The sequence below is a fragment of the Acidiphilium sp. PA genome, from assembly GCF_026191915.1.
Taxonomy (GTDB): Bacteria; Pseudomonadota; Alphaproteobacteria; order Acetobacterales; family Acetobacteraceae; genus Acidiphilium.
Genome location: NZ_JAIMBY010000017.1, coordinates 1 through 21776 on the forward strand (window position 1 = coordinate 1; position 21776 = coordinate 21776).

Below are 21776 nucleotides of genomic sequence, written 5' to 3' on the forward strand. Positions count from 1 at the left end.
CGGGGAGGCATGGGGTAGTTTCAACCGTGGCGGGCATCGCGTTCCGTGCTGATGAAGATTTGGCGTCGACACCCAATTCTTACATCGAATCAACGGTTTACACTATGTCCGCCAACCCTCATGCATAATGCAGGCTAGGGTCGACGGTTGATCTTTGGGTGACAAACTTTGACGCGGCGCTTGAGCCGCGCCGATTTCAGTGACCGGGAATGACGCTCGTCGTTCCGTTCGAGTTGACCTGATAGTTAACGCTCGCACTGGTGGCGATAAACTGCTGGAAATACTGGTTGAAATACCCATAGGCCCGCGCGATCGCCGATCGCGGCACGAAAACCTCATCCGATGCGGCCAGCGGCACGTTCGCCGCCGGATCGCGCGCAGATTGCAGATCGGCGAATTTGGTCCCGAAAAATTGCTGTGATCCGTTCGGCAGATGCCGCAAAATGTAAATCTGGTCAGGATTGGCGCCCAGTTTCAAGCCGCCGGCCGCCGCAATTGCTTGCGCCAGGCGCGGTGCCGAGCCCTCGAAACTATAAACCCCAGGCTTCTCGACATAGCCAAGCACATAGACCGTGGTTGGTGCCGATTTTATCACTATAACTGAGATTACGGGTTTTTTTAGGATCTGCTCGTAATCCTGCACCAGCGCGGTATCGAGTTGCGGCAGCGTCAATCCCGCAGCGACCTGGCGTTGTACGACGCTGGTCGAAATACTACCGTCGGGTAATACCCTGACGGACTCACTCAGTTCGGGGTCAAGGGGCAGCCTGATTGCCAATTCATCACCAATAGCAATCCGGTATGGTTGGGCTGCGGCCAGTGTCGTGGACGCGGCAACGGGCAACGTCGCCGGCGCCGGTTGGAGGGGCGGCAACTGGGTGCATCCTCCGAGCAACGCTACCCCAGCCATCCCTACACGCCGCAGCGGTTGTAACGTTGCGCCTGATCGATCGATCCACATTCGGTAATCCTGTCGTCTGAAATACGTCAAAGTCTGAAATGACCTCGTAACACTTCGAAACATCGTTTCTGTTTCAGGCATGCACGCCCATCGGCTCGCGCAAAGCCGACACAATTTCCAGCCAGTTTCGGTACAGCTGCATCGTGTCACGATGCCAAGAAGCGGATGCAGCCTCCTCCCCGAGCGGAACTGGCAACGCGTCCATCAAGTTCGGATCAAACCGCCCTTGGACCGCCCGTTGAAATGACCGCAATGCGGCGCAGGTTGCCGCATCGAAACAGCCGATCGGCAGCGTCGGGTAGTGAGTGCTCTCGCGTCTCAGATAGCGGCGCACGTCCCGCCGATATTCCAGTGCCAGGCTTGGCGGCTCATATTCCGGATGGCCCTGCAAAAACACGCAGCCCGGCGCATCGTCATGCACGAACCGATCGACCCCCCACCGCGTCGAAGCCGCCAATATCCGATATCCGCAAGTTATGAGGGCCGCCTCAGGGAGCCCATTCCAGCGCGAATGTGGCACGATGATCTGATCGCCCATCCCCGCCATGAGCGGATGCTGGCGCCGGACCTCGAACCGTAAGACGCCGTGGCATTTCCGCGTCCGCCGCCGCCGGGTAACACCGCTGAGATGAAGAACCGCGGCGTGGGTCGCAAGGCACGAAAACAGCACGGGCGTTCGTCGCCCGATCGCTTGATCGATGACCCGGACCAGAGCCGGATAATAGGCCTCTTCACGCAGATCCTCCGTGCGCGGCTCAGCGCCGGTGATGATCAGCCCGTCCGGCCAATCCGCGTCGAGCGCCGCAACGGGGCGATAGTCAGCGCCACCACCATCGCGCCCCGGTGGCTGCAGGAAATAGCCGCCAATCACCACATCGACGCCATCCTCCCGCCCCGCGGCATGAAGTCTTGTGCGAAATTGACGATCAGCATCGCGAAACCCCGCGCCGCGCATGTTGTTGACCAGTCCGATACGAACGGCCCCGCACCGCCGTGGCCAGAAGCGTTGCGTCGTCACGTTACCCGCTGGCACCGGCTGCGTCAGCACGTTCTGAACGTCCGGCCTCGTCACGCCGCCGTCGCGCGCACTAGTGGCAGATCTGCAGCGCCGGCCGTGCCGGCGGCAACCGTCAGGGCCTGATCCAGATCGGCAATGATGTCGTCGATATGCTCGATCCCGATGCTAAGCCGGATCATCTCGGGCGTGACGCCGGTTTGGGCGAGTTGGGCGGGGGTGAGCTGCCGATGTGTGGTCGATGCCGGATGGGTTGCGAGCGATTTCGCGTCGCCCAGATTGACCAGCCGCTTGAACAGCGAAAGCGCATCAAAGAACCGTCGCCCGACCTCGAACCCCCCTTTCACGCCAAAGGTCATCAACGAGCAGAAATTGCCATCAAGATAGCGCAACCCCAGCACGTGATACGGATTATCGGGAAATCCGGCATAATTGACCCACGCCACACGCGGATCAGCATGTAGAAACTGTGCGACGCGCCGCGCGTTCGCCACGTGCCGTTCGATCCGCAGCGGCAAAGTTTCGAGTCCCTGCAACAACAGGAACGCGCTCAGCGGCGCCAGCGTCGCGCCGCCATTGCGCAGGCATACGCTGCGGCAATGCGCCACGAATGCGGATGCGCCAAACTGCTCGGTGAAGGTCACATCATGATACGCGTCCTCCGGCTCGGTCAGCATGGCAAAACGCCTACCCTGTGCGGCCCAATCAAACCGTCCGCCATCGATGATGGCACCTCCCATCGTCGTGCCATGACCGCCGACGAATTTAGTGAGGGAATGCACCACGACATCGGCACCGTGTTCGATCGGTCGCAGCAGCATCGGCGTCGCGACCGTATTATCCACAATCAACGGCACGCCGTGTGCATGCGCAACTGCCGCTAACCCGGCAATATCCGAAATATTGCCTGCCGGATTGCCCACGCTTTCGCAATAGACCGCCCGTGTCCGATCATCGATCATCTCAGCGATTGCTGCAGGCTGGTCATCCCGGGCCATCCTCACCTCGACGCCCTGGCGTTTGAACACGTGAGCGAACAAAGTATAGGTCGCCCCATACAATTGTGGACAGGCGACAATATTGGTGCCCGCTTCGGTGATGTTCTGAATCGCATACTGTATCGCCGCCATGCCGGACGCGACCGTCAACGCAGCGACACCCCCTTCCAGGGCCGCGATACGCTTCTCCAGCACGTCATTCGTCGGGTTGCTCAGTCGGCAATAGATATTGCCGGGCACCGTTAGGTCGAACAGCGCTGCGGCGTGCTCCGCACTGTCGAACGCATATGCGGCAGTCTGGTAAATCGGGACCGCGACTGAATTGGTCGTTGGATCGGTGTCGTATCCGGCATGGATGGCGATGGTTTCGCGCTTCATGAGGCCGACCCTGAGACGTCCAGCACCAATCGAGTAAATTTACCCATCAATCTCATCCTTCTAAAAAAGATAGAAAAAACCAAATAATTAATAATTAGTCACAAAATTCATAAATATTATTTATAATGATCTCATCGGTATCAATCTTGGTCCTGTATACCAAGTGTGAGGTATACTTACACTCGCAAAATGCGCAACGGCTAGATAAAATTCAGAACCTGCATACGGGTGCCCTGGTCAACCGACCTCGGCGGGCCGCTCAGACGCGCACGTTCCCCCAAATTCCCGATAAAAAACCGAAAGTTCATATTTTCTACGTTATTTAATTATAATATGTCTTATAATAAAGATGTTATGCGAAAAAATAAACTTTATTGCGTCATTTTTCGAGAAAGATGGTGGTGCAATCGCCAGATGACTTTGGTATAAACCGATCATTCGAAGCCTTGATCAATAAATAACAGCCACCCCTTACATTTTACGACTTCTGCGTCTGTTGGAGTTCATAATGCGACTTTTAATTACAGATTTCCTGATGTTCGATCCCCACGAGGGAGCCAACGCTCAGACAAGGCGTCCGACCGAGGGGCATCATGCTTGTCGTTGATCGCGCGGCCGACGTGGCCGATGAGCGGACTGACACCATTCTGCGTTGGCTGTGCGATGAGGTCGGCTCAATCCTGCGGGTGCCCGCGCCACGACCGGATGACGATTTTTTTGACTTGGGCGGGGATTCCATGAGCGCCTTGGCCCTGTTTGGCGCAGTCGAAGAGCGGTTCGGCTGCACCATCCCGCTCACCACGATCTACGACGCGCCGCGCATTGTCGCCCTGGCAACCCGCATCGCCTCCACCAGCACGAGGCAATCAGCCACATCCTGCATTGTCCCAATCAAAGCCGCGCCACCCGGCAGCGGCGTCGTCGTGCTGATCCACGGTGTCGGCGGCCACGTGTTCGATCTGTTAAGACTTGGCGGCCTGATTGAAACATCTCACAGCGTCATTGCCATGCGCGCCCATGGTCTCGAGCGCGGCGAAATGCCGCTCGACCGTGTTGAAGCCATGGCCGATGCCTACGCCGCCCTGATCCTTGCAGAGTTTCCCGATCAGATCGTTCATTTGATCGGCTATTCCTTCGGCGGCATGGTCGCGCTCGAACTCTCCCGCCGATTGCGCGCGGCCGATACTCCAGTCGGCAGCGTCGTGCTGCTCGACTCTTACCCACACCCGCAGCGCTGGCCGCGCCGGCAGGCGCTCGACGTTCGCCTCAGGCGAATACGCAATCAACTCAGCGTCCTTCGGTCATCCGATTGGCCGGCGCGCCTCGCCTATTGCCGCTCCCGTCTCGGGTTCGGTGACAGCAACGCCACATCCACCTCGTCGCGCAGCCAATGGCTCGCCGCACCAGTTGGCGCCACCCCCGATATCCGTGCCGTATTCGATGCGGCATCGGTCGCAATTGATCACTACCAACCAACCATCTTCGACCATCCGGTTACGTTCATGAGGCCCGAGATCGCCTCGGTGTTCCTGCCAACGCAGCCACGCGCAGTCTGGCAACCGCTGATCCCTTGCTTCGACGTCCAGATCGTGCCAGGCGATCATGTGACCATGCTCGATGACCACGCTGCCGATCTTGCGGTCCTGCTCTCCCGCACAATCGCCCGGTCGAACCAGCATCCGGCATGAACAGTTTCACACCCCCGGAATTCAACCAACTGGCCGCACCGGTCGCGTGGTGGGCTGCCCGCACGCCCGATCAACTCGCTCTGGTCGACGGCACCGGCACCTGGACCTACGCCCAGCTCAACGAGGCCATAATCATGGTGCGCGACACGCTGCTGGCACGCGGAACCCGTCCGGGCGATCGCGTTGGTGTGCTGGGCGACAATGGCGCTCCCATGGTCGCGCTGATGCTTGGTGCGAGCCTCGCAGGCGCCTGGGTGATGCCGCTCAACCCCCGCCTGACCGACCGCGAAATCGACGAGGTTGCCAGCCACGCCACGCCCGCGTGTTTGCTGTTCGCTCATCCTGCCACTGGTCGCGCGCGCCAACACGCCCAGCGCTACAATGCCCAGATCATCACGATCGAGGGTCTCGGGCCGATTGCCGTGTCCGAAACTAGCCAGCGTGCCGCACCCGAGCTCAATGCCGATGTCGCAGCGCTGATCTACACCTCGGGTACCACCGGCCAGCCCAAGGGTGTCATGCTGACCCATCGCAATCTGTTGATTTCGGCCCGCGCGTCCGGCGCTATCCGCAAAATCAGCCCGGCCGACATCGTCTATTCCGTGCTACCGATCAGCCATATCCTCGGCTTCACAGGCGTCATGCTCGGCACGCTCACCTATGGCGGCACCATCAGGCTCGCCCCAAGATTCGATCCGCCGAGTGCTCTGCGGGCAATTCTGCATGACCATATCACCATCATCATCGGCGCGCCGTCGATGTTCGCGCTACTCGCCGAATACGCTGCTCTGCAAGGCATGACGAAACTGCCGCCCCATCGCCTCCGCCTGATCGCCAGCGCCGGCGCGCCGCTCGACCCTGCGGTAAAAGCCGCGGTCGAGGCCTGTTTCGGCATGGTCCTCAACAATGGCTACGGGATCACCGAATGCGCCCCCACCATCGCGCAGACGCGCATCGACCGCCCCCGTCGTGATTGTTCGGTCGGGATGCTGCTCCCCGGTCTCGAAGCGCGCCTCGACGGCGAAGCCGGCGGCATCGGCGCTCTGCACCTCCGGGGTCCCACTGTCATGGCGGGCTATTACCGCGACGAAGCCGCCACCGCCGCCGTGCTCGATGCCGATGGCTGGTTCGATACCGGCGACCTCGCGACATTCGAGGACGATCATCTGTTCATCGTCGGTCGCACCAAGGAACAGATCATCCGCTACGGGTTCAAGATTTACCCGGCCGAGATCGAAGCGGTCCTGAACGCCTATCCCGGCGTCCGCCAGTCGGCGGTGATCGGCCGCGGCGATGGGGCGCATCAGGACGTCATCGCCTTTGTCGAACCCGCGGCCGGCGCCACGCTGCACCTGCCCGATCTGATCGATTACACCGCGAACCGCCTGGCCGACTATAAACGGCCCGCCGAAATCAGGTTGGCGGCGGCGCTCCCCATGGGAGCGACGGGCAAGGTTCAGAAATCCTTGCTGATCGCATAGCGTCGGCAGCACCGTTCGTCTGCGGTTGTTCTAATCGATTTAGTACGATCGATCCTCCCAGTCGATCCGCAGATTTTCCCGAATATACGGCACCGGATCGGCCAGAATATAACCGAGCATCGCAATGTCGCGCCGCGTGATCCGCCACGGCGTCGGCAGCACTGCGAGAATCGCCTTCATCGACCGCACCGCGCTACCCCGCGTCGGCATCCCGGCGTTGCTCTGGCCTCCCGCCATACACGCAAGCCCAAGGGCGATGAAATTCACGCCTAGCAGCATCGACAACGGCATTTTGTAAAAAACACGCGGGTTGCATTCCAAAAAGTAAACCCGCCCCGCCGGATCGAGCCTCATGTCGAAATTCAAAATACCGGTCGCGCTTGTCGCCGCCACGATCCGGCTGAGGGCATCGAACACCGCCGGCAGTTCGAGCGCGGTATAGGTCGCCCGGCGCAGCCGATGACATATGTAGCCACGCACCCGCCCCCGCTCCGCATAGACTGATGCGCCGATATCCGCACCGGCAATGAACCGCTGCACGAGCACGGGTCGATAATCGATCGTCGCCGCAAGGGCTTCGGCCTCGCTCTCAACCACGGTCACGCCCCGGTTGCCGTCCAGCGACAACGGCTTGATCACGGCCGGCACCGGCGTTTCGCCGCGTGCCAGGCTCGCGAGCAGCGCGTCCCGATCGGCAAACACCTGGGTCGGCGGGCATAGAATCCCCAGCGTCTGGCAAAGTTCGGTGAAGCGCGCCTTGTCGTTCAAAAGATCGAAGGTTGCGAGATCGGGCATCGGAAAGCATGGTGCGGCCAAATGCGGCGTCATCGCAATCAACGAGCGTGTGCTGGGCTGATCGCCGGCGAATACGAAATCGATGTCATCTCGCGCAATCGCCGCATTCACGGTGGCAATCATCCCGTCATCAAACGTCCCATCAAACGCGCGTGTCGTTTCCGTATACCGCGCACACAACCGGGACCGCCGCAGCCCGTTGGAGCCGGCATTGCCGAGCACGGAAACCGACACCCCCGCCGCAGCAGCGCAGCGCATCGCGCGGTAAGGCAGGGTGAACAGCCCGCACACCAGCAAACCGCGCAATTTGCGTGGCATCGCGGCGGCTGGCCGCGGCAACGCGGCCAGCGGTGCCGGCGCAGCGCCCTCGGCTAATGGTTCGGCCGTGCGAAAACTAACGTCGCTCATTCGCCGGGTTGGCGGTACACGGCCTGCCTTACGCTCTGCGACGCCGCCACTGGCACCATGCGCGCGCATTGCCTGGCCAGATGCCGCGCCAGAACCGGCGTGGTCGATCGGGCGCCGAACACGAATCGCATCACCGGACCGAAGCTCGGCGCTGCAATCGGCCCGATCATATAAAGTCCCCGCACCGAGGTCTCGAACCGGCGCGATAAGACCGGTGCCATGCCCGCGGTACGGATGGCCGAGACCAACGCCGGGTCGAGCATGTTCAACCGCGCGACGTCTGGGCGGAAGCCGGTCGCGGCGACGACATGATCCACCTCGATCTGACGTTCGCCGCCCCGCCGATCCCGCAAGTCGAATGTCACCACCCCATTCGCAGCGGTGACCGAACGGATGGTCATGCCAGTACGCATCGGTACCCGCCCCTCGATCCGTTCACGCATGAACCAGCCCGGCGCCGCCCCCAGCGTGTTCGCGACAATGCGCAGCCGCAGCGGTTCCGGCAGCGCATGAAACAGCTGCGGAAAATTTGCGTAGAACCAAAGGTCCCATCCCCCGCCGATCCCGCTGTCCGGCCGGCGGACCCGGTGGCGCAATGGCCGGCGCGTGGGTGGATGATGGAACGCGATTGCCGCGCGCCGTGTGATGATCTGCGTGTCCGCCCCCGCTTCATGCAGCGCGGCGGCCACGTCGATGGCCGAGGCACCGGCACCGATCACAGCGACCCGCTTGCCGGCCAGCGCCGCGACCGGTCCATACTGTACGCTATGCGAAACATATCCCGCGGGCAGTGCCGCCAACGGTGCCGGCACATAAGGAAAAGCCGCGACACCGACCGCGATGACGACATTGCGGGCCAACACATGCGTCCCATCTCCCAGAGTCACAACGAAATCACCGCCGGTCCGCCCGACATCGCGGACCATGCGCTGATCGGCGCGCGGTACCATCCGGTCACGAAACCGGATGCCATAATCATGAAATTCCGTAACCGGGATCGGCCGCGTCGCCTCAAACGTTCCGGTCGTCTCCATCTGATAGTGGCAGATTGGAAAGCCCGCACCCGGCGCAGGCAGATCGGAGGATTGACCATCCGATTTCAGCTTTGTCCCAGGCGGCATATTGTCATGCCAAAACGCCATAGCCGGCCCAAACACGCAAACGTCGACGTCGTGACGGCCCAGTTCAGCGGCGAGTGACAATCCATAGGGACCAGCACCGACAATAGCCACATCAAGTATTTTCATGAATATGGACCAACTTGTATAAATAAATCAAAACTATTCTGCGACTTAGTCTGTTGAACATAAAAAGACAATATAGCAATCAATCGCTTGACAGTTACAAACCGATATCGGACCGAACCATGGATATCAAATATCATTAAAAAAGTTTAAACTCAAACGAAATAAAAATATTTTTTGTCTATAAAATATACAATAACGTCAAAAAATATAACTAGGTCTCGACCGTAATCAGTTCGCGGTAAAGGGCGGCTATCCGCTTCACAAAGGCGTCCATGGTGAATTCGCGGCTATATAAATTGCGCCCCGCATCGGTGAGCTGGGCGCGTAACGCCGCATCATCGATCAATCGGCGCAGGGCGTGCGCCATTTCCGCGCTATCGCCCGGCGATACGAACAGCGCGGTCGTCTCATCCTCCAGCACCTCGGGGATGCTGCCCACAGGCGTACAGATCACCGGCGTTCCAGCCCCGAGCGCCTCGAGAATCACCAACGGCAGACCTTCATGATAGGACGGCAACACCAGAACGTGAGCAGCAGCCGTCAAAGTGGCTGCCTGTGTCCGATCGACCCACCCCGTGAAGGTGACGCGATCGGACAGGCCCAAATCCGCCGCTTGCCGCCGGTAAGTCTCCACCTCACCGCCACCGGCGAACACCGCTTCGAAGGCGGTCTCCGCCAGAACCGGACTGGCTAACGCGACGAGCAAATCACCGACGCCCTTGCGCGGTGTCAGATTGCCCAGGAACAGGATTCGAAATGGACCCAACCGATCTCCCAGCGGAGATGCGGCGACGATCGGCACACCGTTTCGCACGACGACCACACGATCAGATGCCACCCCGATGGTACCGATCAGCCAGTCCCGCCAGCCGATGCCGAGCACGACGCACAGATCCGCCCGATGAAATACCCCGCGCGCGAGCCAACGCCCCCACCCCGGCAACCGATCGTAGAAGGGTTTGATTTCCGCTGCATGCAAATGCAGAAGCACCGGTACACCCATCATCCGCGCCGCCAAGGCGACCAGGCCCTTCCGCACCAGACTGGCCCGCTCGGCCACATGCACATGCACCAGCCCGAGCCGCCCACACGCCGCGGCAATCACAATCCGCCCGATCGCGACACACATATAATACGGTGACCAGAGGACCGATCCCGGACCGCGTGCGTCGATCGCGACCAGTCGCAGCGGCATATCGACCGACGACCCATGCATGAGGTACGACACAACCTGCCCCATACCGCCGCCGACGACAGAGACCGGACAGACCAGAAAGCAATCCTTCACATCCTTATGTCTCGACATTTATATAAATCCCGAAAAATAATAATTACTATATAAATAACGTTATTTATTCGTCTCGTATTCGTCTGGTAGCATGCCGAAAATGAGCTACGCAACGATTTTCCCCCATCGCTGTCGATCGCGACGTCCACCGCTTTGCATCGCTCAGACCGCTGTCATAAGCACAATGATCTGCATCGCGCGTCGGAGGTGGCCATCAGTGTCGGAACAGCTCGAACGTACCGCCGTCAGTGCAGGTCCGGCGCTACGGCATGGCATCGCCGGGGCGGTTGCAACCCTTGTGCTGACCCTGGTCTCGATTGCCTATATCGATCGGCCTGTCGCACGATTCATGGCCATCCACGTCCACCACCGCCTGCCCTTCATCGCCATGGCCGCCATCGCCAACTTGCCGTCACCGCTCGCGACGATCGCACTGATCGGCATCGTCATCGCCAATTGGTGCGGCGTCGCACTGAACCGCACCAGCCGCCTGGTTCTGGCAATCGCGGTGGCCACACTGGTCGCCATCATGATCAAAAATCAACTGAAGTTCGATTTCGGCCGCGTCTGGCCACAGTCGCATCCGTTCCCAGGCATTTACGACCATCCCTCATATCTCAACGACCACGTATTCGGGTTTTTCCCATTCCACGGAGGCAGCAGCTACGCCTCGTTTCCGTCCGGCCATACCACCGCCATCACCGCCCCGATGGCGATGCTTTGGGTGCTGGCCCCGCGTTACCGCCCCCTCTGGGGTAGCGCGATCGTGATGGTGATAATCGGGCTGATTGCAGCCGATTTCCATTTCGTCTCGGATACGATTGCCGGCTTCGCCTTGGGTGTCACCGTCGCCGCCGGCGCGGTTTCGCTCACCGCCGGCTGGATCGCCCAGGGCGGCCGGCGATGATCTCGCAACCGCCCGCCGCCGCTTCGCTGCCCGTCCCGGTCCACGACACGCGCCTGCCTCGGGGCTATCTCAGCACCAGAGGCAGCCAGATCATCGATGCCGCCGGTCAAGACGTCCGCATCGCCAGCGTCGGCTGGAACCAACATTTCAACGCCATACCCGCCACCATTGCCGCCATCGCCAGCGCCGGCTTCAATACCGTGCGCGTCTCCTGGGATGACGCCAATCTCCCCGCGGCCCGGCGTCTGCTGATCCACATCGTCGCCGCCGCCAGCCGATCCGGCCTGAAAGTCATCATCGATCACCACAACGACGAGGGCTTCACCAACCCGCGCGACGGGTTCGGCGCCCAGCAGCGCAACGGTTTGTGGTTCGATCGCGGACGAGGCACCAACGACACCAACGGTGCCGGCGTCGTCGGTACCGTCACCGCTGCAAAATTCCAGGCGGACTGGGTCACGATCGCCCGGACATTCGCGGCCAACCCCACCGTGATCGGCTTTGATCTCGACAACGAACCCACCGCCAACGGGCACGTCACCTGGGGCGGCGGCGGTCCCACCGACATCCACGCCATGGCGCAAACCGTCGGCGATGCGATCCAGGCGGTCGATCCCGGTGCCCTGATCATCGTGGAAGGTCCGCAGAATTACCGCAACTCGTTCGCCGATCGTGGCCCCGCTCCGGCCGGTGATCTCACACGCGCCGGCGAGATACCCGTGAAGCTGACAATTCCTCACAAGCTGGTCTATTCGGTGCACGAATACCCGACCGAGATTTCCGACGTCCGCCCCGACTCCGGCCCCGCTGCCATTAAGCAGATGAACCGCACCTGGGGCTATCTGGTAACCCGTCACATCGCTCCGGTCTGGATCGGCGAAATGGGTAGCAGCATGCGCTCCGCCAACGCCCGCGCATGGGCCGCGACACTGCTGGATTACATGAACGGCAAGGATGGCGCCGAGAACGGTCCCACCTTCCGGCCCGGCGAGCAACCGGTGCCGGGAGACTGGTGGGTCTGGGGCTATCTGCCTGGACAGGCACCCGATGGGACGCTCGACGCAACGGGCACTTTGCGCCCCAATCAAGCCGCCGTCTGGCGTCAGCTCCTGCCAGTCAATACCGCCGCCACGCCGTAATCCACATTCGGTCTGTATCGAATTATGGATTTTTTGGTATATTTTTATTTTTATTTCTATTTTATATAAAATTAAATAATTAAATATACTAAGTACATATTTATCTACATTATTTTCATTGTTCTGCAGTCGTATTTTAGGTATTCGTTCACTTATTGCTGCACTGCACTTAAAACCGAAAAGCATCAATTTCCCGCGGAAACATTCAGTTTCCGCCTCAATTATTTTAGCTTTTGCGGACATCCGCAGCCGAGGAGACTTTCGTGCCATTTCAAAACGAGGCTGCGGCATTATCGGAAGAATCCTATTCTCGCCAGCCCGGTCTATTTCAGTCGACTCCTTTCACGAAGCCGGTACTTAGGCGAGCCGCGCCGGGTACCGGCTTTTCAATTTTGGCCGCCATGACCGAAACAGGCCTCCTGGCCTGCGCGGTGTTTGTCGCTTTCCTGGCACTCCGACCCGCCATTAGCCTCGGCTGGGCAAGTTGGGTCGCCATGATTGGCCTGCCCTTGTTCAGTGTGCTGATCCTCACCCAACGTCAGTTCTATGCAATCCACCATCTGCTGTTCGCACCATTTCAACCCCTGCGTCTCACCGGCGCCTGGACCAGCGCATTCGGGGCAACCATGGTGGTGGCGATGCTGGCACGCAGCCTCGAGCCGCAGCGCCTGCACAACATTGGCATGGTGCCGTCCGAACTCACCATCCTGTTCGGTACAGGGCTCTTCGCCCTGCTCGGCGGTCGCCTGGCCTGGGCCGCACTACGCCCGCGCTTCGCGCTTCGTGCTACCCCGCGCGTTCTGTTCATCGGCGCCCTCGACACCAGCCGCCGCCTGTTAGCTCAGCTGCACGCCGAAACCTCGATCGCCCTGATCAAAAGCCTCGATTATCGCGATCCGGCGATCGAGCTGTGCGAGCAGGATGGTCAATCAACCGCGCACGGTAATCGCGCGCGGCTGACCGCGTTGATCGAACGGGAAAACATCGATGCAGTTCTGGTCTCCCTCCCGCAGGTTCCCCAGACCGATATCGCGTTCATCGCGGCCGCGGCACAAAGCTGTGGCGTCGCCACAGTCGCGCTGCCTGGGCTTTCATTGCGGCGCGATCCTGTGGCCGGCTTCACCACTCTTGGCGGTGTGCCGGTCCTGCAACGCGACACGACACGACTCCCCCCGTTCGGCATGGTCCAGAAGCGCTTGTTCGACTTGATCGTCGGTGCGACGGTCCTGCTGATCATCGCACCTGTCATGGTCATCCTGGCCGTCTTGATCCGGCTCGATTCGCAAGGGCCCGTCCTGTTCCGCCAGCTCCGCGTCGGCCGCGGCGGCACCCTGTTCGAAATCTTGAAATTCCGCACCATGACGGAATCAACATCAACCGCCGGTGATCAGCCGAGCGCGCTCCTGCAGACAGAGCGTAACGATCGGCGCGTAACGCGCCTTGGCGCGATCCTGCGGCGCCACAGCCTCGACGAACTGCCGCAGATTTTCAATGTCCTGCGCGGGGATATGTCGATCATCGGTCCGCGCCCGCACGCCGCCGCCATGACCGTCGCCGGCATGAAGCTCGAGGCCCTGGTGCCCGACTATCCCGCCCGCTTCGCCGTCCGGCCCGGCATTACCGGTTGGGCCCAGATCAACGGCCGGCGCGGCATCATCGAAAGCGTCGACGCCCTGCAAAACCGAGTTGACGACGATCTCTACTATATCGAAAACTGGTCATTCCGCTTCGATATCGCCATCCTGCTTCGCACCATCGGCTGCATCATCCGCGACGATCAGGCCTTCTGAACCTGCCGCCCCTGTAAGAGTGTTGTCCCCATGAACAGCTATACCGCCCCGGAACATGCGAAACCGCAATTTTTCGATCCTGCACCCGAGCCCACCATCGCGCGGCCGCTCACCACCGCAACCGCCGTCCATACCGAACCGCTTCCCTACGGTTTCATAGCGCTGTTCCAGACGATCGAGACGCTGCGTATCCCCGATCGCAGCTTTGTCCTCCAATTCGTCGCGCCGCATCCTGGTGCGGGCACCAGCACCATCGCGGCAGGCTTTGCGCGCGCTGCCGCCCAGTCCTACCGTCGCCCGGTGTTGCTGATCGATGCCGGCGCGGCCCATGCCGCAACCGGCCCGATCGAACCAATCCCGACCGAAACTGCATTTCTGTTCGCCGCAACGATCAGGCGAACACCCCATCATTTCCCCGACCCCGCAGCAATAAGTCTCGAAGAGCGCCTCGCCGATCTGCGTCGGGAATACCACGCCATCGTCATCGATTGCCCAGCCCTTGGCGACTCACCTGAAGCCATCACCATCGCACGCCATTGCGATGGCACAGCCCTCATCGCTGCGGCTGCGCGATCCGCGGCCCGCGATGTTATGGCCGCGCGCGACGCGATCACGCTGGTCGGCGGCCAGGTGTTGGGGGTGGTGTTCAATCGCGAGCGCAGCTATCGGCCGCGCTGGCTGGGGGGACGCGGTTGACGGTCGGACGACATGAAGCCAACCCGCCGCGCCGCAATCTACAAGGATTGATTGCGGGCTATCTGCCGGCCACGATCATTCCCGCGCTGGTCTCACTCGGTGTCGTTCTCGCCTACACGAGGCTGCTCTCGCCAGCCGAATACGGGCGCTACAGCCTTGCGTTCACGGCGCTGATGGTCGTGCAGGTTTCCCTGTTCTACACGCTCAGCCTGTCGATCGTGCGGTTCTACCCGGTCGCGGTGCGGGAACGCAGCACGGCCGATCTGATCCGAACCAGTTATATCGGCGTCATGCTGGTCGGCCTGATCGCGGCTGCCCTCGCGGCGCTTGCGCTCATTGTTCTGCCGCTGCCTCCAAAACTGCTGCCGGTCCTGTGGTTAGCGGTGCCGTTGCTGTTGTTGCGCGCAACGCTCTCCACCGGCCAGGCGGTGCGTCGCGCCAGCGATGCGTCCAGCCAATATTCGCTCATCGAATGCGGCCAGGCAATCATCGGCTTCGCGGCCGGTGTGCTGCTGGTCGTACTGCGTGGCCCGACCGCCGAAAACGTCATGCTTGGCCTGATCGTGGGTGCCGCGGCCATGCTTGCGATCGGCGCGCGCAGCTCGTGGCGTGCTTTTCGCGAAGGGCGTTTCGATCGCACCCTGCAGCGCAATGCGTGGGCGTTTTCGGCTCCGCTTGCCGTGACCTATGCGGTCGGCGCGGCTTTGCAATATGGCGACCGCTTCATGGTCGCGGGCCTCGCTGGCGCCCAGGCCCTCGGTATCTATACGGTGGCCACTGTCCTGGTCGATCGCCCGACCGCCCTCGCCGGCATCGCCATCACCACCGCCACGTTTCCGCGGGTGGTGCGCACCCTGGAAGACGAAGGCGTGGAGGCCGCGCGGCAGCAACTTGGTTTCAACGGCATCCTGCTGCTCGCCGTCGCGGCGCCGGCCTGCATCGGTCTCATGCTGATCGCCCCGCAACTCGCCCGCATAACCGTTGGGCCGGCGTTTCGCACCGGCCTCGTCGCACTCCTGCCGATCGTCGCGGCAACCGCATTGATACGCATGATGTCCGCCCATTTCATCGACCACGCATACCACCTCGCCCGCCGATCTGATCTGATGCTGCTGGCATACGGTCCGTTCGCGGCGCTCAATCTCGGCATCGATGTCGTGGTGATCCCCCGCTTCGGCGTGCTCGGTGCCGCCTGGGCGGCGCTCGGCTGCCTCAGCCTGCAATGCATCATCAGCGCGCTGCTGGCCCGCCGGGTGTTTCCGCTCTGGTTGCCGCCGGCCGATATCGCACGCGTCGCCTCCGCCTTGCTGCCGATGATCGTCGTCGCCCGACTCATCAATTTGACCAATCCATGGCTGCATCTCGCGGCCCTCGTGGCCGAAAGCACTGTGTCATACGCCGTCATGCTCATCGCTGTCGATCTGGCCGGCCTGCGCGGCATCGTGATCGGCCGGTGCCGCCGGATGTTCGCGCTCCAGGAACCGGTGTGAGCACTGCCCTGACCCGCGCCGAGCCGCTGCGCGGCTTTCGCGAACGTTGGCGGGACCGCTTGCTCTGCGAATGGTGGTCGATCGGCATCTGCGACCGGTCGATCGGCGAGGTTCTGGAACGCGGCGCCCTCGGACCGATCCGCTGGCTCGAACCGGCGCGCGGCACCGCCTACCGCGCCGACCCCTTCGTCTGGCCCGGCACCGGCCTCGTGCTGTGCGAGGAAGTGCCCCTCACCACCGGTGTCGGCCATATCGTCGCCCTGCGCGAAACCGATGGCCAGTTCACCCCCGTCCGTACCCTGCTCGACGACGGCAGCCATCGGTCCTATCCGTTCGTGTTTCAGCACGACGGCGCGACGTATCTGCTGCCCGAGTCCGCGGCGTGTGGGCCCACCGTGCTCTATCGCTTCGATCGCGGGTGCAGCCTCGAACGGGTCGCGACCATCGCCCCGGAGCGGCGCTTGGTCGATGCCACGATGTTCACTGCCCATGCGCGCCTCTGGATCGCCGCAACCGATCTGGCTTACGGCACCGACGACAATTTATCCCTCTATTACGCAGATCAAGCCGCCGGTCCCTGGCATCCCCATCGCATGAACCCGGTTGTCACCGCCCGCCGCACCGCGCGCAGCGGTGGTACGCCGTTCCGCCATCATGGCCGCCTCTACCGCCCGGCGCAGGATTGCACCGAAACCTACGGTGGTGCGCTGGTGATCACCGAGATCACCACATTGACGCCGGATGCCTTCGCCGAACGCATCGTCTGTCGCCTCGCACCAGACCGCGCCAGCCGGTTTCCCCACGGCCTCCACACGATCTCAGCCGATGGCGATCGTTGTCTGGTGGACGGCAAGCGCCTGGTGTTCGATCCGCTCGTGGTGGCCGGCAAAATCAAGCGCCGCCTGTTCACCCGTCCCCGCACCCTGCGGGTGACGTGGTGAACGCGCCCTTCGACGATGCCACACCGCTGCGCACCGCGCCCGAAGCGGGACCGCCGGTCGCCCAGCCAACCCCACAGCCGGCATCGGTCATGATTTTCCTGCCCGCACTGACCATCGGCGGCGCCGAAGTTGCCATGGTGCGGCTCGCCGGCGCGTTTGCGACGGCCGGTCATCGTGTCGCAATCGTCGTCCAGGCGCCGGTCACCGGTGCCGCGGCCATTGCGGTGCCACCTTGCGTCGAACTGATGACGCTCGATGTCCGCCATACCTGGACCAGCCCCTCCGCCCTGGCCCGGTATGCGGTGACATGGCAGGCCGATGCCCTCATCGCCGCCCTGCCGCACAACAATCTCGCCGCCATCGCCGCAGGGCTGATCGTGCGGATCAAGCATGGCCGGCATCTGGTCGTCGTGGTTACCGAACACGCGCCGATGGCCCAGCTGATCGCCGCACATGCCAGTCTTCGCTACCGCATCCTGCCGTTGCTGCAACGGGCCTGCTATCCGATGGCCGCGGCGCTTGTCTGCGCCTCGAGCGGCATCGCCGCCGAATTTCGCGCGTTGCTGCCCGCCGGCACCGCGATCCACACCATCTTCAACCCCGTCGTCGCAGCCGGCGCCATCCCTGTCGACGACCTGCGGCGTACCGCCGCGGACCGTCCGGCGCTGATCGTCGCCGCTGGTCGTCTGGCGCCCGAAAAAGATCTCTCCACATTGCTCCGGGCGTTCGCGCGGCTCCGCGCCCACCGGCAAGCGCGTCTGATCATCGCGGGCGAGGGTCCCGAACGCGCCGGATTGACCGCTCTGGCAGGCGAGCTCGGCATCGCCGGCGATGTCGAAATGCCCGGTTTTTCAACCAACCTGCCCGCCCTGTTGGCGAAGGCCGATGTCTTCGTCACGACCTCGCGCTTCGAAGGCTTCGGCAATGTCATCGTCGAGGCGCTCGCCAGCGGCACCAAAATCGTCGCGACCGATTGCCCGGTCGGCCCGCGCGAAATACTGGCCGACGGCGCGTTCGGCACGCTTGTTCCGGTCGGCGACGCGGCAGCGATCGCGGTCGCGATCGACCGGACGCTCGATGATTGCCAGAACCGGGCCGACCTGCGCCGTCGCGCCGCCGATTTCACAATCGATGCCAGCCTCAACGCCTATCGCGCCCTGATCGACTCGCACCGCCCGCCCGCGCACCGCCGCGCCGCGCCGCTGACACTCGCCATCTATATGCACGATTTCAGCAGTGGCGGTGTCGAACACGCGACACTCAGCCTGATCGGCGCCTTCCGCGCAGCCGGCATCGCGGTCACCCTGCTCGTTCATTCCGATACCGGTGAATTGCGCGCGAACCTCCCGCCCGACCTCACCGTGATCAATTTCGCAACCCCCCGCACCGGCGCCGATCTGGCACCGCTGGTGCGCTATCTGCGAACCCACCGGCCGGACGTCCTGCTCGCCAATCTCGATCACAACAACCTGATCGCGACCCTCGCGAGCCTGATCGCCCGCATCGGCCCTGGCAAGTCCACCACGCGCCTCATCATCGCCCAGCACAACGCCCTGAGCGCCGAAGCGCGGGCAATGCCTGGCCTGAAATACCGCCTGCTGCCGATCGCCTATCGGCTGCTGGCACCCCACGCCGCCGGGATCGTGGCGGTATCCGCCGGTGTCGCGGACGATCTGGCCGCCTGCGCCGGGCTCGATCGCAACCGGATCACCGTGATCAACAATCCGGTGGTCGATGCCACGATCCACGCCCGTGCGACCGCGCCGCTCGACCACCCCTGGGTCGCCGAAGCGGCCACCCTGCCCTTGTTCATCACCGCCGGGCGACTGGTCGGCCAGAAGGATCACGCGACCCTGCTCCGCGCCTTTGCCCGCGCCCGCACCCGCCGCCCGATGCGGCTGGTCATTCTCGGTGAAGGTCCGCTCCGCCCCATGCTCGAAGCCCTGGCGGATGAACTCGGCATCCGCGACGCTCTGCTGATGCCGGGGTACGTCGCCAACCCGCTGCCCTGGTTCGCCGCCGCCGCCGCGTTCGTCCTGTCGTCGCGCTACGAAGGGTTCGGCAACGTGCTGGTCGAAGCCATGGTCTGCGGCACGCCGGTGATCAGCACCGATTGCCCGCACGGTCCCGCCGAAATTCTCGACCACGGCCGCTTCGGGGTTTTGGTGCAACCCGGCGATGTCAATGGACTGGCGGGTGCGCTGGACCCCGCTCTTCGTCAACGCTGGTCACCCGACACGTTGCGCAGCCGCGCTGACCATTACACCGCCGCCGCATCCGCTCAAGGGTATATCGCCCTGTTCGATCGGGTACGGCAGTGACCCGTGATCAGAAGCAAGGTCTGCTTTTTTTGAAAAAAAAGCAGCAAAAAAACTTTCATTCCGCTATGCCCATGCTGGTGCAGAGCTCTGTGCGCCCGATTTTTGGCTTCGTGCCCAGCACGCTCGACGAAACGGCCGTCGCCGCGCGCATTGCCGCGTCACCACCCTTCGGCGCGGGGCCATCCCTGGTCGTCACGCCCAATCTCGACCACATCGTTCAATACCGTCGCAACCCCGCGTTCCGGGCCGCTTATCGCCGCGCCGCAATCATTCTTTGCGATGGGTTTCCGGTCCATTACTACGCCAGGCTACGCGGCCATGCCGCCCATCGGGTCACCGGATCGGGCCTGATCGCCCGGCTGATGCACCACCCCGATCCCGCCGTCCGCATGCTGTTCGTGGTCGACCGCCCGGAGACCGCCCACGCCGTCGAAACCTGGGCGCAGCAGCACGGCATCGCCCATCAGGTGGCAACCAGCATCCCGCCGCTCGGCTTCATCGCCCAGCCATCCGCCTGCGACCAGCTCGCCCTTGCCATCGCACAGCACCGGCCAACCCTTCTGGTCATGGGGGTCGGCGCACCGCAGAGCGAGATCTTCATTGATCGTTACCATGCTGCCTTGCCCGATTGTTGGGCGCTCTGCGTCGGCCAGGGCGTCAAAATGGCGCTCGGTCTGGTGCGCCGCGCGCCGCCGGCGGTGCAGACGCTGCACGCCGAATGGCTCTGGCGGCTCATCCAGGAACCGCGTCGCCTCGCCGGGCGCTACGGACTCGGCGCATTCCGCTTCGCCTCCGCCATTGTCGCTGACCTGCGGGGGCGCTCGCCATGAGCATCGCCGCCCCGCGCGCCCTGCGGCCGATGCAGCGGCCCACACCGCGACCCTATGTCGTGCCCACCGCACCGCGCCTCAGTGTCGCGCTCGCGATGCTCTCGCTGGTCATGCAGCTGACCATCTCAGCCAATCTGCTGATGATCATGGGCATTCATTACGACATTCCCGGCGGCAACCCGGTCGTCAAGATCAACCCGGCCACCTATGTCGCGGTGCTCGCGCTCGCCGTGCGCCTGCTCGATGGTGGCGACCCGTTCGGCGCACTCCTGCGCCTGCTCGCCGCCAATCGCCTGATCGCCACCTTCGTGATCGCCTTCATCGCCTGCATCGCCTATTCCTTGATCACCATCGGCGTCACCGGTTCGGCTTCGCTGATCGACAGTTACCTCTCCGCCGGAATCCTGATGCTCGTGCTGTGCGACATCTCAGTGGCCGAGCGTCGCTTCCTCGGCGCGATCATGCTGTCGCTGTTCATGATCAACGTAACCATCGCGGTGATCGAAAGCCTCACCCGCCGCCTGCTGATCGGGCTCTATATCGGCTCCTATCAATACAAGGCGCCGTTCCCGGTGTTTCGCGGCGTTGCCCTGTACGATCACCCGCTGACCGGCGCGATGATGACATCGATGGGCATTTTCCTCCTGCTCCAGATGCGCCTGCGCCCGATCGTTACCATGGCACTGCTCGGCTGGTCCCTGGTCGGGTTGTTCGCCTTCGGCGGCCGTGCGGCACTGGTGGCGACCGTTGCTGCCTTGCTTGCCATCGGCGGCTGGTCGCTCGCAGCCGACCTGTTCAACCGCCGCCTGACCATGGTCAAGCTCTTCGGCATCCTGGGCGCGCTGATGCTGGGGTTCGCACTCGCCTGGCTCGTGATCACTCAGACATCGATCGCCGATCGCATCGTCAAACAGGACTATGTCGATACCAGCGCCAAAGTCCGCGAAATCCAGTTTCTGGTACCGGGGTTGATGAATTTCCGCGAGTTATTGCTCGGTATCGAGGTCAACCGCCTGCCGCAACTCGTCTCCGAGGTCGGGCTTCATCCGCCGTTCACCGGCATCGAAAACTACTGGCTGGTCGCCTTCGTCAATCTCGGCTTGATCGGCTTCTCGGTCTATCTACTCGGTTTTCTATCGCTGCTCTACGATCTCTGGCGCCGCGTACCGCTGTTCGGCCGGGTCATGCTGGTGCTGATCATCGTGGTGGCGTCCACCAGCAATTCGCTGGGTGCCAAAAGCAACATCCTGTTCGTCCTTGCCGGCGCGCTGGTCGCCTGTTCCGGATTTGCCGAACCCCGCGCCGCCCGCATCGAGTCACCACCCGTTGCTGGCCGCGGTACATCCCGAGCCCCAATGAGCCGCGCCTTCGTTCCCCTCGCTTTATCGATCCGAAAGTAGTCC

At 62.5% G+C, this 21776-nt stretch carries 17 protein-coding genes; 11 read left to right on the top strand and 6 right to left on the bottom strand.

Annotation, left to right across the window (positions count from 1 at the left end; all coding sequences use genetic code 11):
• Positions 1 to 196: 196 nt before the first annotated feature.
• From AruPA_RS16370 to AruPA_RS16380, 3 genes are all read right to left on the bottom strand, one after another.
• Positions 197 to 961, bottom strand: coding sequence for a polysaccharide biosynthesis/export family protein (locus AruPA_RS16370; protein WP_265637851.1), 765 nt, complete (start codon positions 959 to 961; stop codon positions 197 to 199).
• Between the two features lie 73 nt (positions 962 to 1034).
• Entirely contained in the window at positions 1035 to 2033 is a 999-nt protein-coding gene (locus AruPA_RS16375) for a homoserine O-succinyltransferase (RefSeq protein WP_265637853.1), read from the bottom strand.
• Positions 2030 to 3352 carry an O-acetylhomoserine aminocarboxypropyltransferase/cysteine synthase family protein gene (locus tag AruPA_RS16380; protein WP_265637854.1) on the bottom strand — a complete coding sequence of 441 codons (1323 nt, stop codon included), beginning with the start codon at positions 3350 to 3352 and terminating at the stop codon, positions 2030 to 2032. The genes AruPA_RS16375 and AruPA_RS16380 overlap by 4 nt, the downstream gene beginning before the upstream one ends.
• A 593-nt stretch (positions 3353 to 3945) precedes the next feature.
• On the opposite strand from AruPA_RS16380, the gene AruPA_RS16385 reads away from it, so the two are divergent.
• Together AruPA_RS16385 and AruPA_RS16390 are read left to right on the top strand one after the other, a co-directional pair.
• On the top strand, positions 3946 to 5040 hold the full coding sequence (locus AruPA_RS16385; protein ID WP_265637855.1) for an alpha/beta fold hydrolase: 1095 nt from the start codon (positions 3946 to 3948) through the stop codon (positions 5038 to 5040).
• Entirely contained in the window at positions 5037 to 6521 is a 1485-nt protein-coding gene (locus tag AruPA_RS16390; protein WP_265637856.1) for a class I adenylate-forming enzyme family protein, read from the top strand. The genes AruPA_RS16385 and AruPA_RS16390 overlap by 4 nt, the downstream gene beginning before the upstream one ends.
• A gap of 39 nt (positions 6522 to 6560) precedes the next feature.
• Here AruPA_RS16390 and AruPA_RS16395 read toward each other — a convergent pair whose 3' ends face one another.
• From AruPA_RS16395 to AruPA_RS16405, 3 genes are all read right to left on the bottom strand, one after another.
• A complete protein-coding gene (locus tag AruPA_RS16395; protein WP_265637857.1) occupies positions 6561 to 7724 on the bottom strand; it encodes an ATP-grasp domain-containing protein in 1164 nt (387 codons plus the stop codon).
• Complete coding sequence (locus tag AruPA_RS16400) at positions 7721 to 8971, bottom strand: FAD-dependent oxidoreductase (RefSeq protein ID WP_265637858.1); 1251 nt, start codon at positions 8969 to 8971, stop codon at positions 7721 to 7723. The genes AruPA_RS16395 and AruPA_RS16400 overlap by 4 nt, the downstream gene beginning before the upstream one ends.
• A gap of 211 nt (positions 8972 to 9182) precedes the next feature.
• Positions 9183 to 10277: a glycosyltransferase family 4 protein gene (locus AruPA_RS16405; RefSeq protein ID WP_265637859.1), complete on the bottom strand. Its 1095-nt coding sequence runs from the start codon at positions 10275 to 10277 to the stop codon at positions 9183 to 9185.
• A gap of 199 nt (positions 10278 to 10476) precedes the next feature.
• Here AruPA_RS16405 and AruPA_RS16410 point away from each other — a divergent pair, with 199 nt between their 5' ends.
• From AruPA_RS16410 to AruPA_RS16450, 9 genes are all read left to right on the top strand, one after another.
• Positions 10477 to 11166 carry a phosphatase PAP2 family protein gene (locus AruPA_RS16410; protein ID WP_265637860.1) on the top strand — a complete coding sequence of 230 codons (690 nt, stop codon included), beginning with the start codon at positions 10477 to 10479 and terminating at the stop codon, positions 11164 to 11166.
• Entirely contained in the window at positions 11163 to 12305 is a 1143-nt protein-coding gene (locus tag AruPA_RS16415; protein WP_265637861.1) for a glycoside hydrolase family 5 protein, read from the top strand. Before AruPA_RS16410 ends, AruPA_RS16415 begins: the two co-directional genes overlap by 4 nt.
• 401 nt (positions 12306 to 12706) lie before the next feature.
• Positions 12707 to 14095, top strand: coding sequence for a sugar transferase (locus tag AruPA_RS16420; RefSeq protein WP_265637862.1), 1389 nt, complete (start codon positions 12707 to 12709; stop codon positions 14093 to 14095).
• A gap of 30 nt (positions 14096 to 14125) precedes the next feature.
• A complete protein-coding gene (locus AruPA_RS16425; RefSeq protein WP_265637863.1) occupies positions 14126 to 14791 on the top strand; it encodes a hypothetical protein in 666 nt (221 codons plus the stop codon).
• Positions 14788 to 16281: a lipopolysaccharide biosynthesis protein gene (locus AruPA_RS16430; protein ID WP_265637864.1), complete on the top strand. Its 1494-nt coding sequence runs from the start codon at positions 14788 to 14790 to the stop codon at positions 16279 to 16281. Before AruPA_RS16425 ends, AruPA_RS16430 begins: the two co-directional genes overlap by 4 nt.
• A complete protein-coding gene (locus AruPA_RS16435; RefSeq protein ID WP_265637865.1) occupies positions 16278 to 17222 on the top strand; it encodes a hypothetical protein in 945 nt (314 codons plus the stop codon). Before AruPA_RS16430 ends, AruPA_RS16435 begins: the two co-directional genes overlap by 4 nt.
• Positions 17219 to 19543 (top strand): glycosyltransferase, encoded by a 2325-nt coding sequence (locus AruPA_RS16440; RefSeq protein ID WP_265637866.1) that lies wholly within the window; start codon positions 17219 to 17221, stop codon positions 19541 to 19543. Before AruPA_RS16435 ends, AruPA_RS16440 begins: the two co-directional genes overlap by 4 nt.
• A 65-nt stretch (positions 19544 to 19608) precedes the next feature.
• Positions 19609 to 20373, top strand: a complete 765-nt coding sequence (locus tag AruPA_RS16445; protein WP_265637867.1) for a WecB/TagA/CpsF family glycosyltransferase — start codon at positions 19609 to 19611, stop codon at positions 20371 to 20373.
• Positions 20370 to 21773, top strand: a complete 1404-nt coding sequence (locus AruPA_RS16450; RefSeq protein WP_265637868.1) for a VpsF family polysaccharide biosynthesis protein — start codon at positions 20370 to 20372, stop codon at positions 21771 to 21773. Before AruPA_RS16445 ends, AruPA_RS16450 begins: the two co-directional genes overlap by 4 nt.
• Positions 21774 to 21776: the final 3 nt, after the last annotated feature.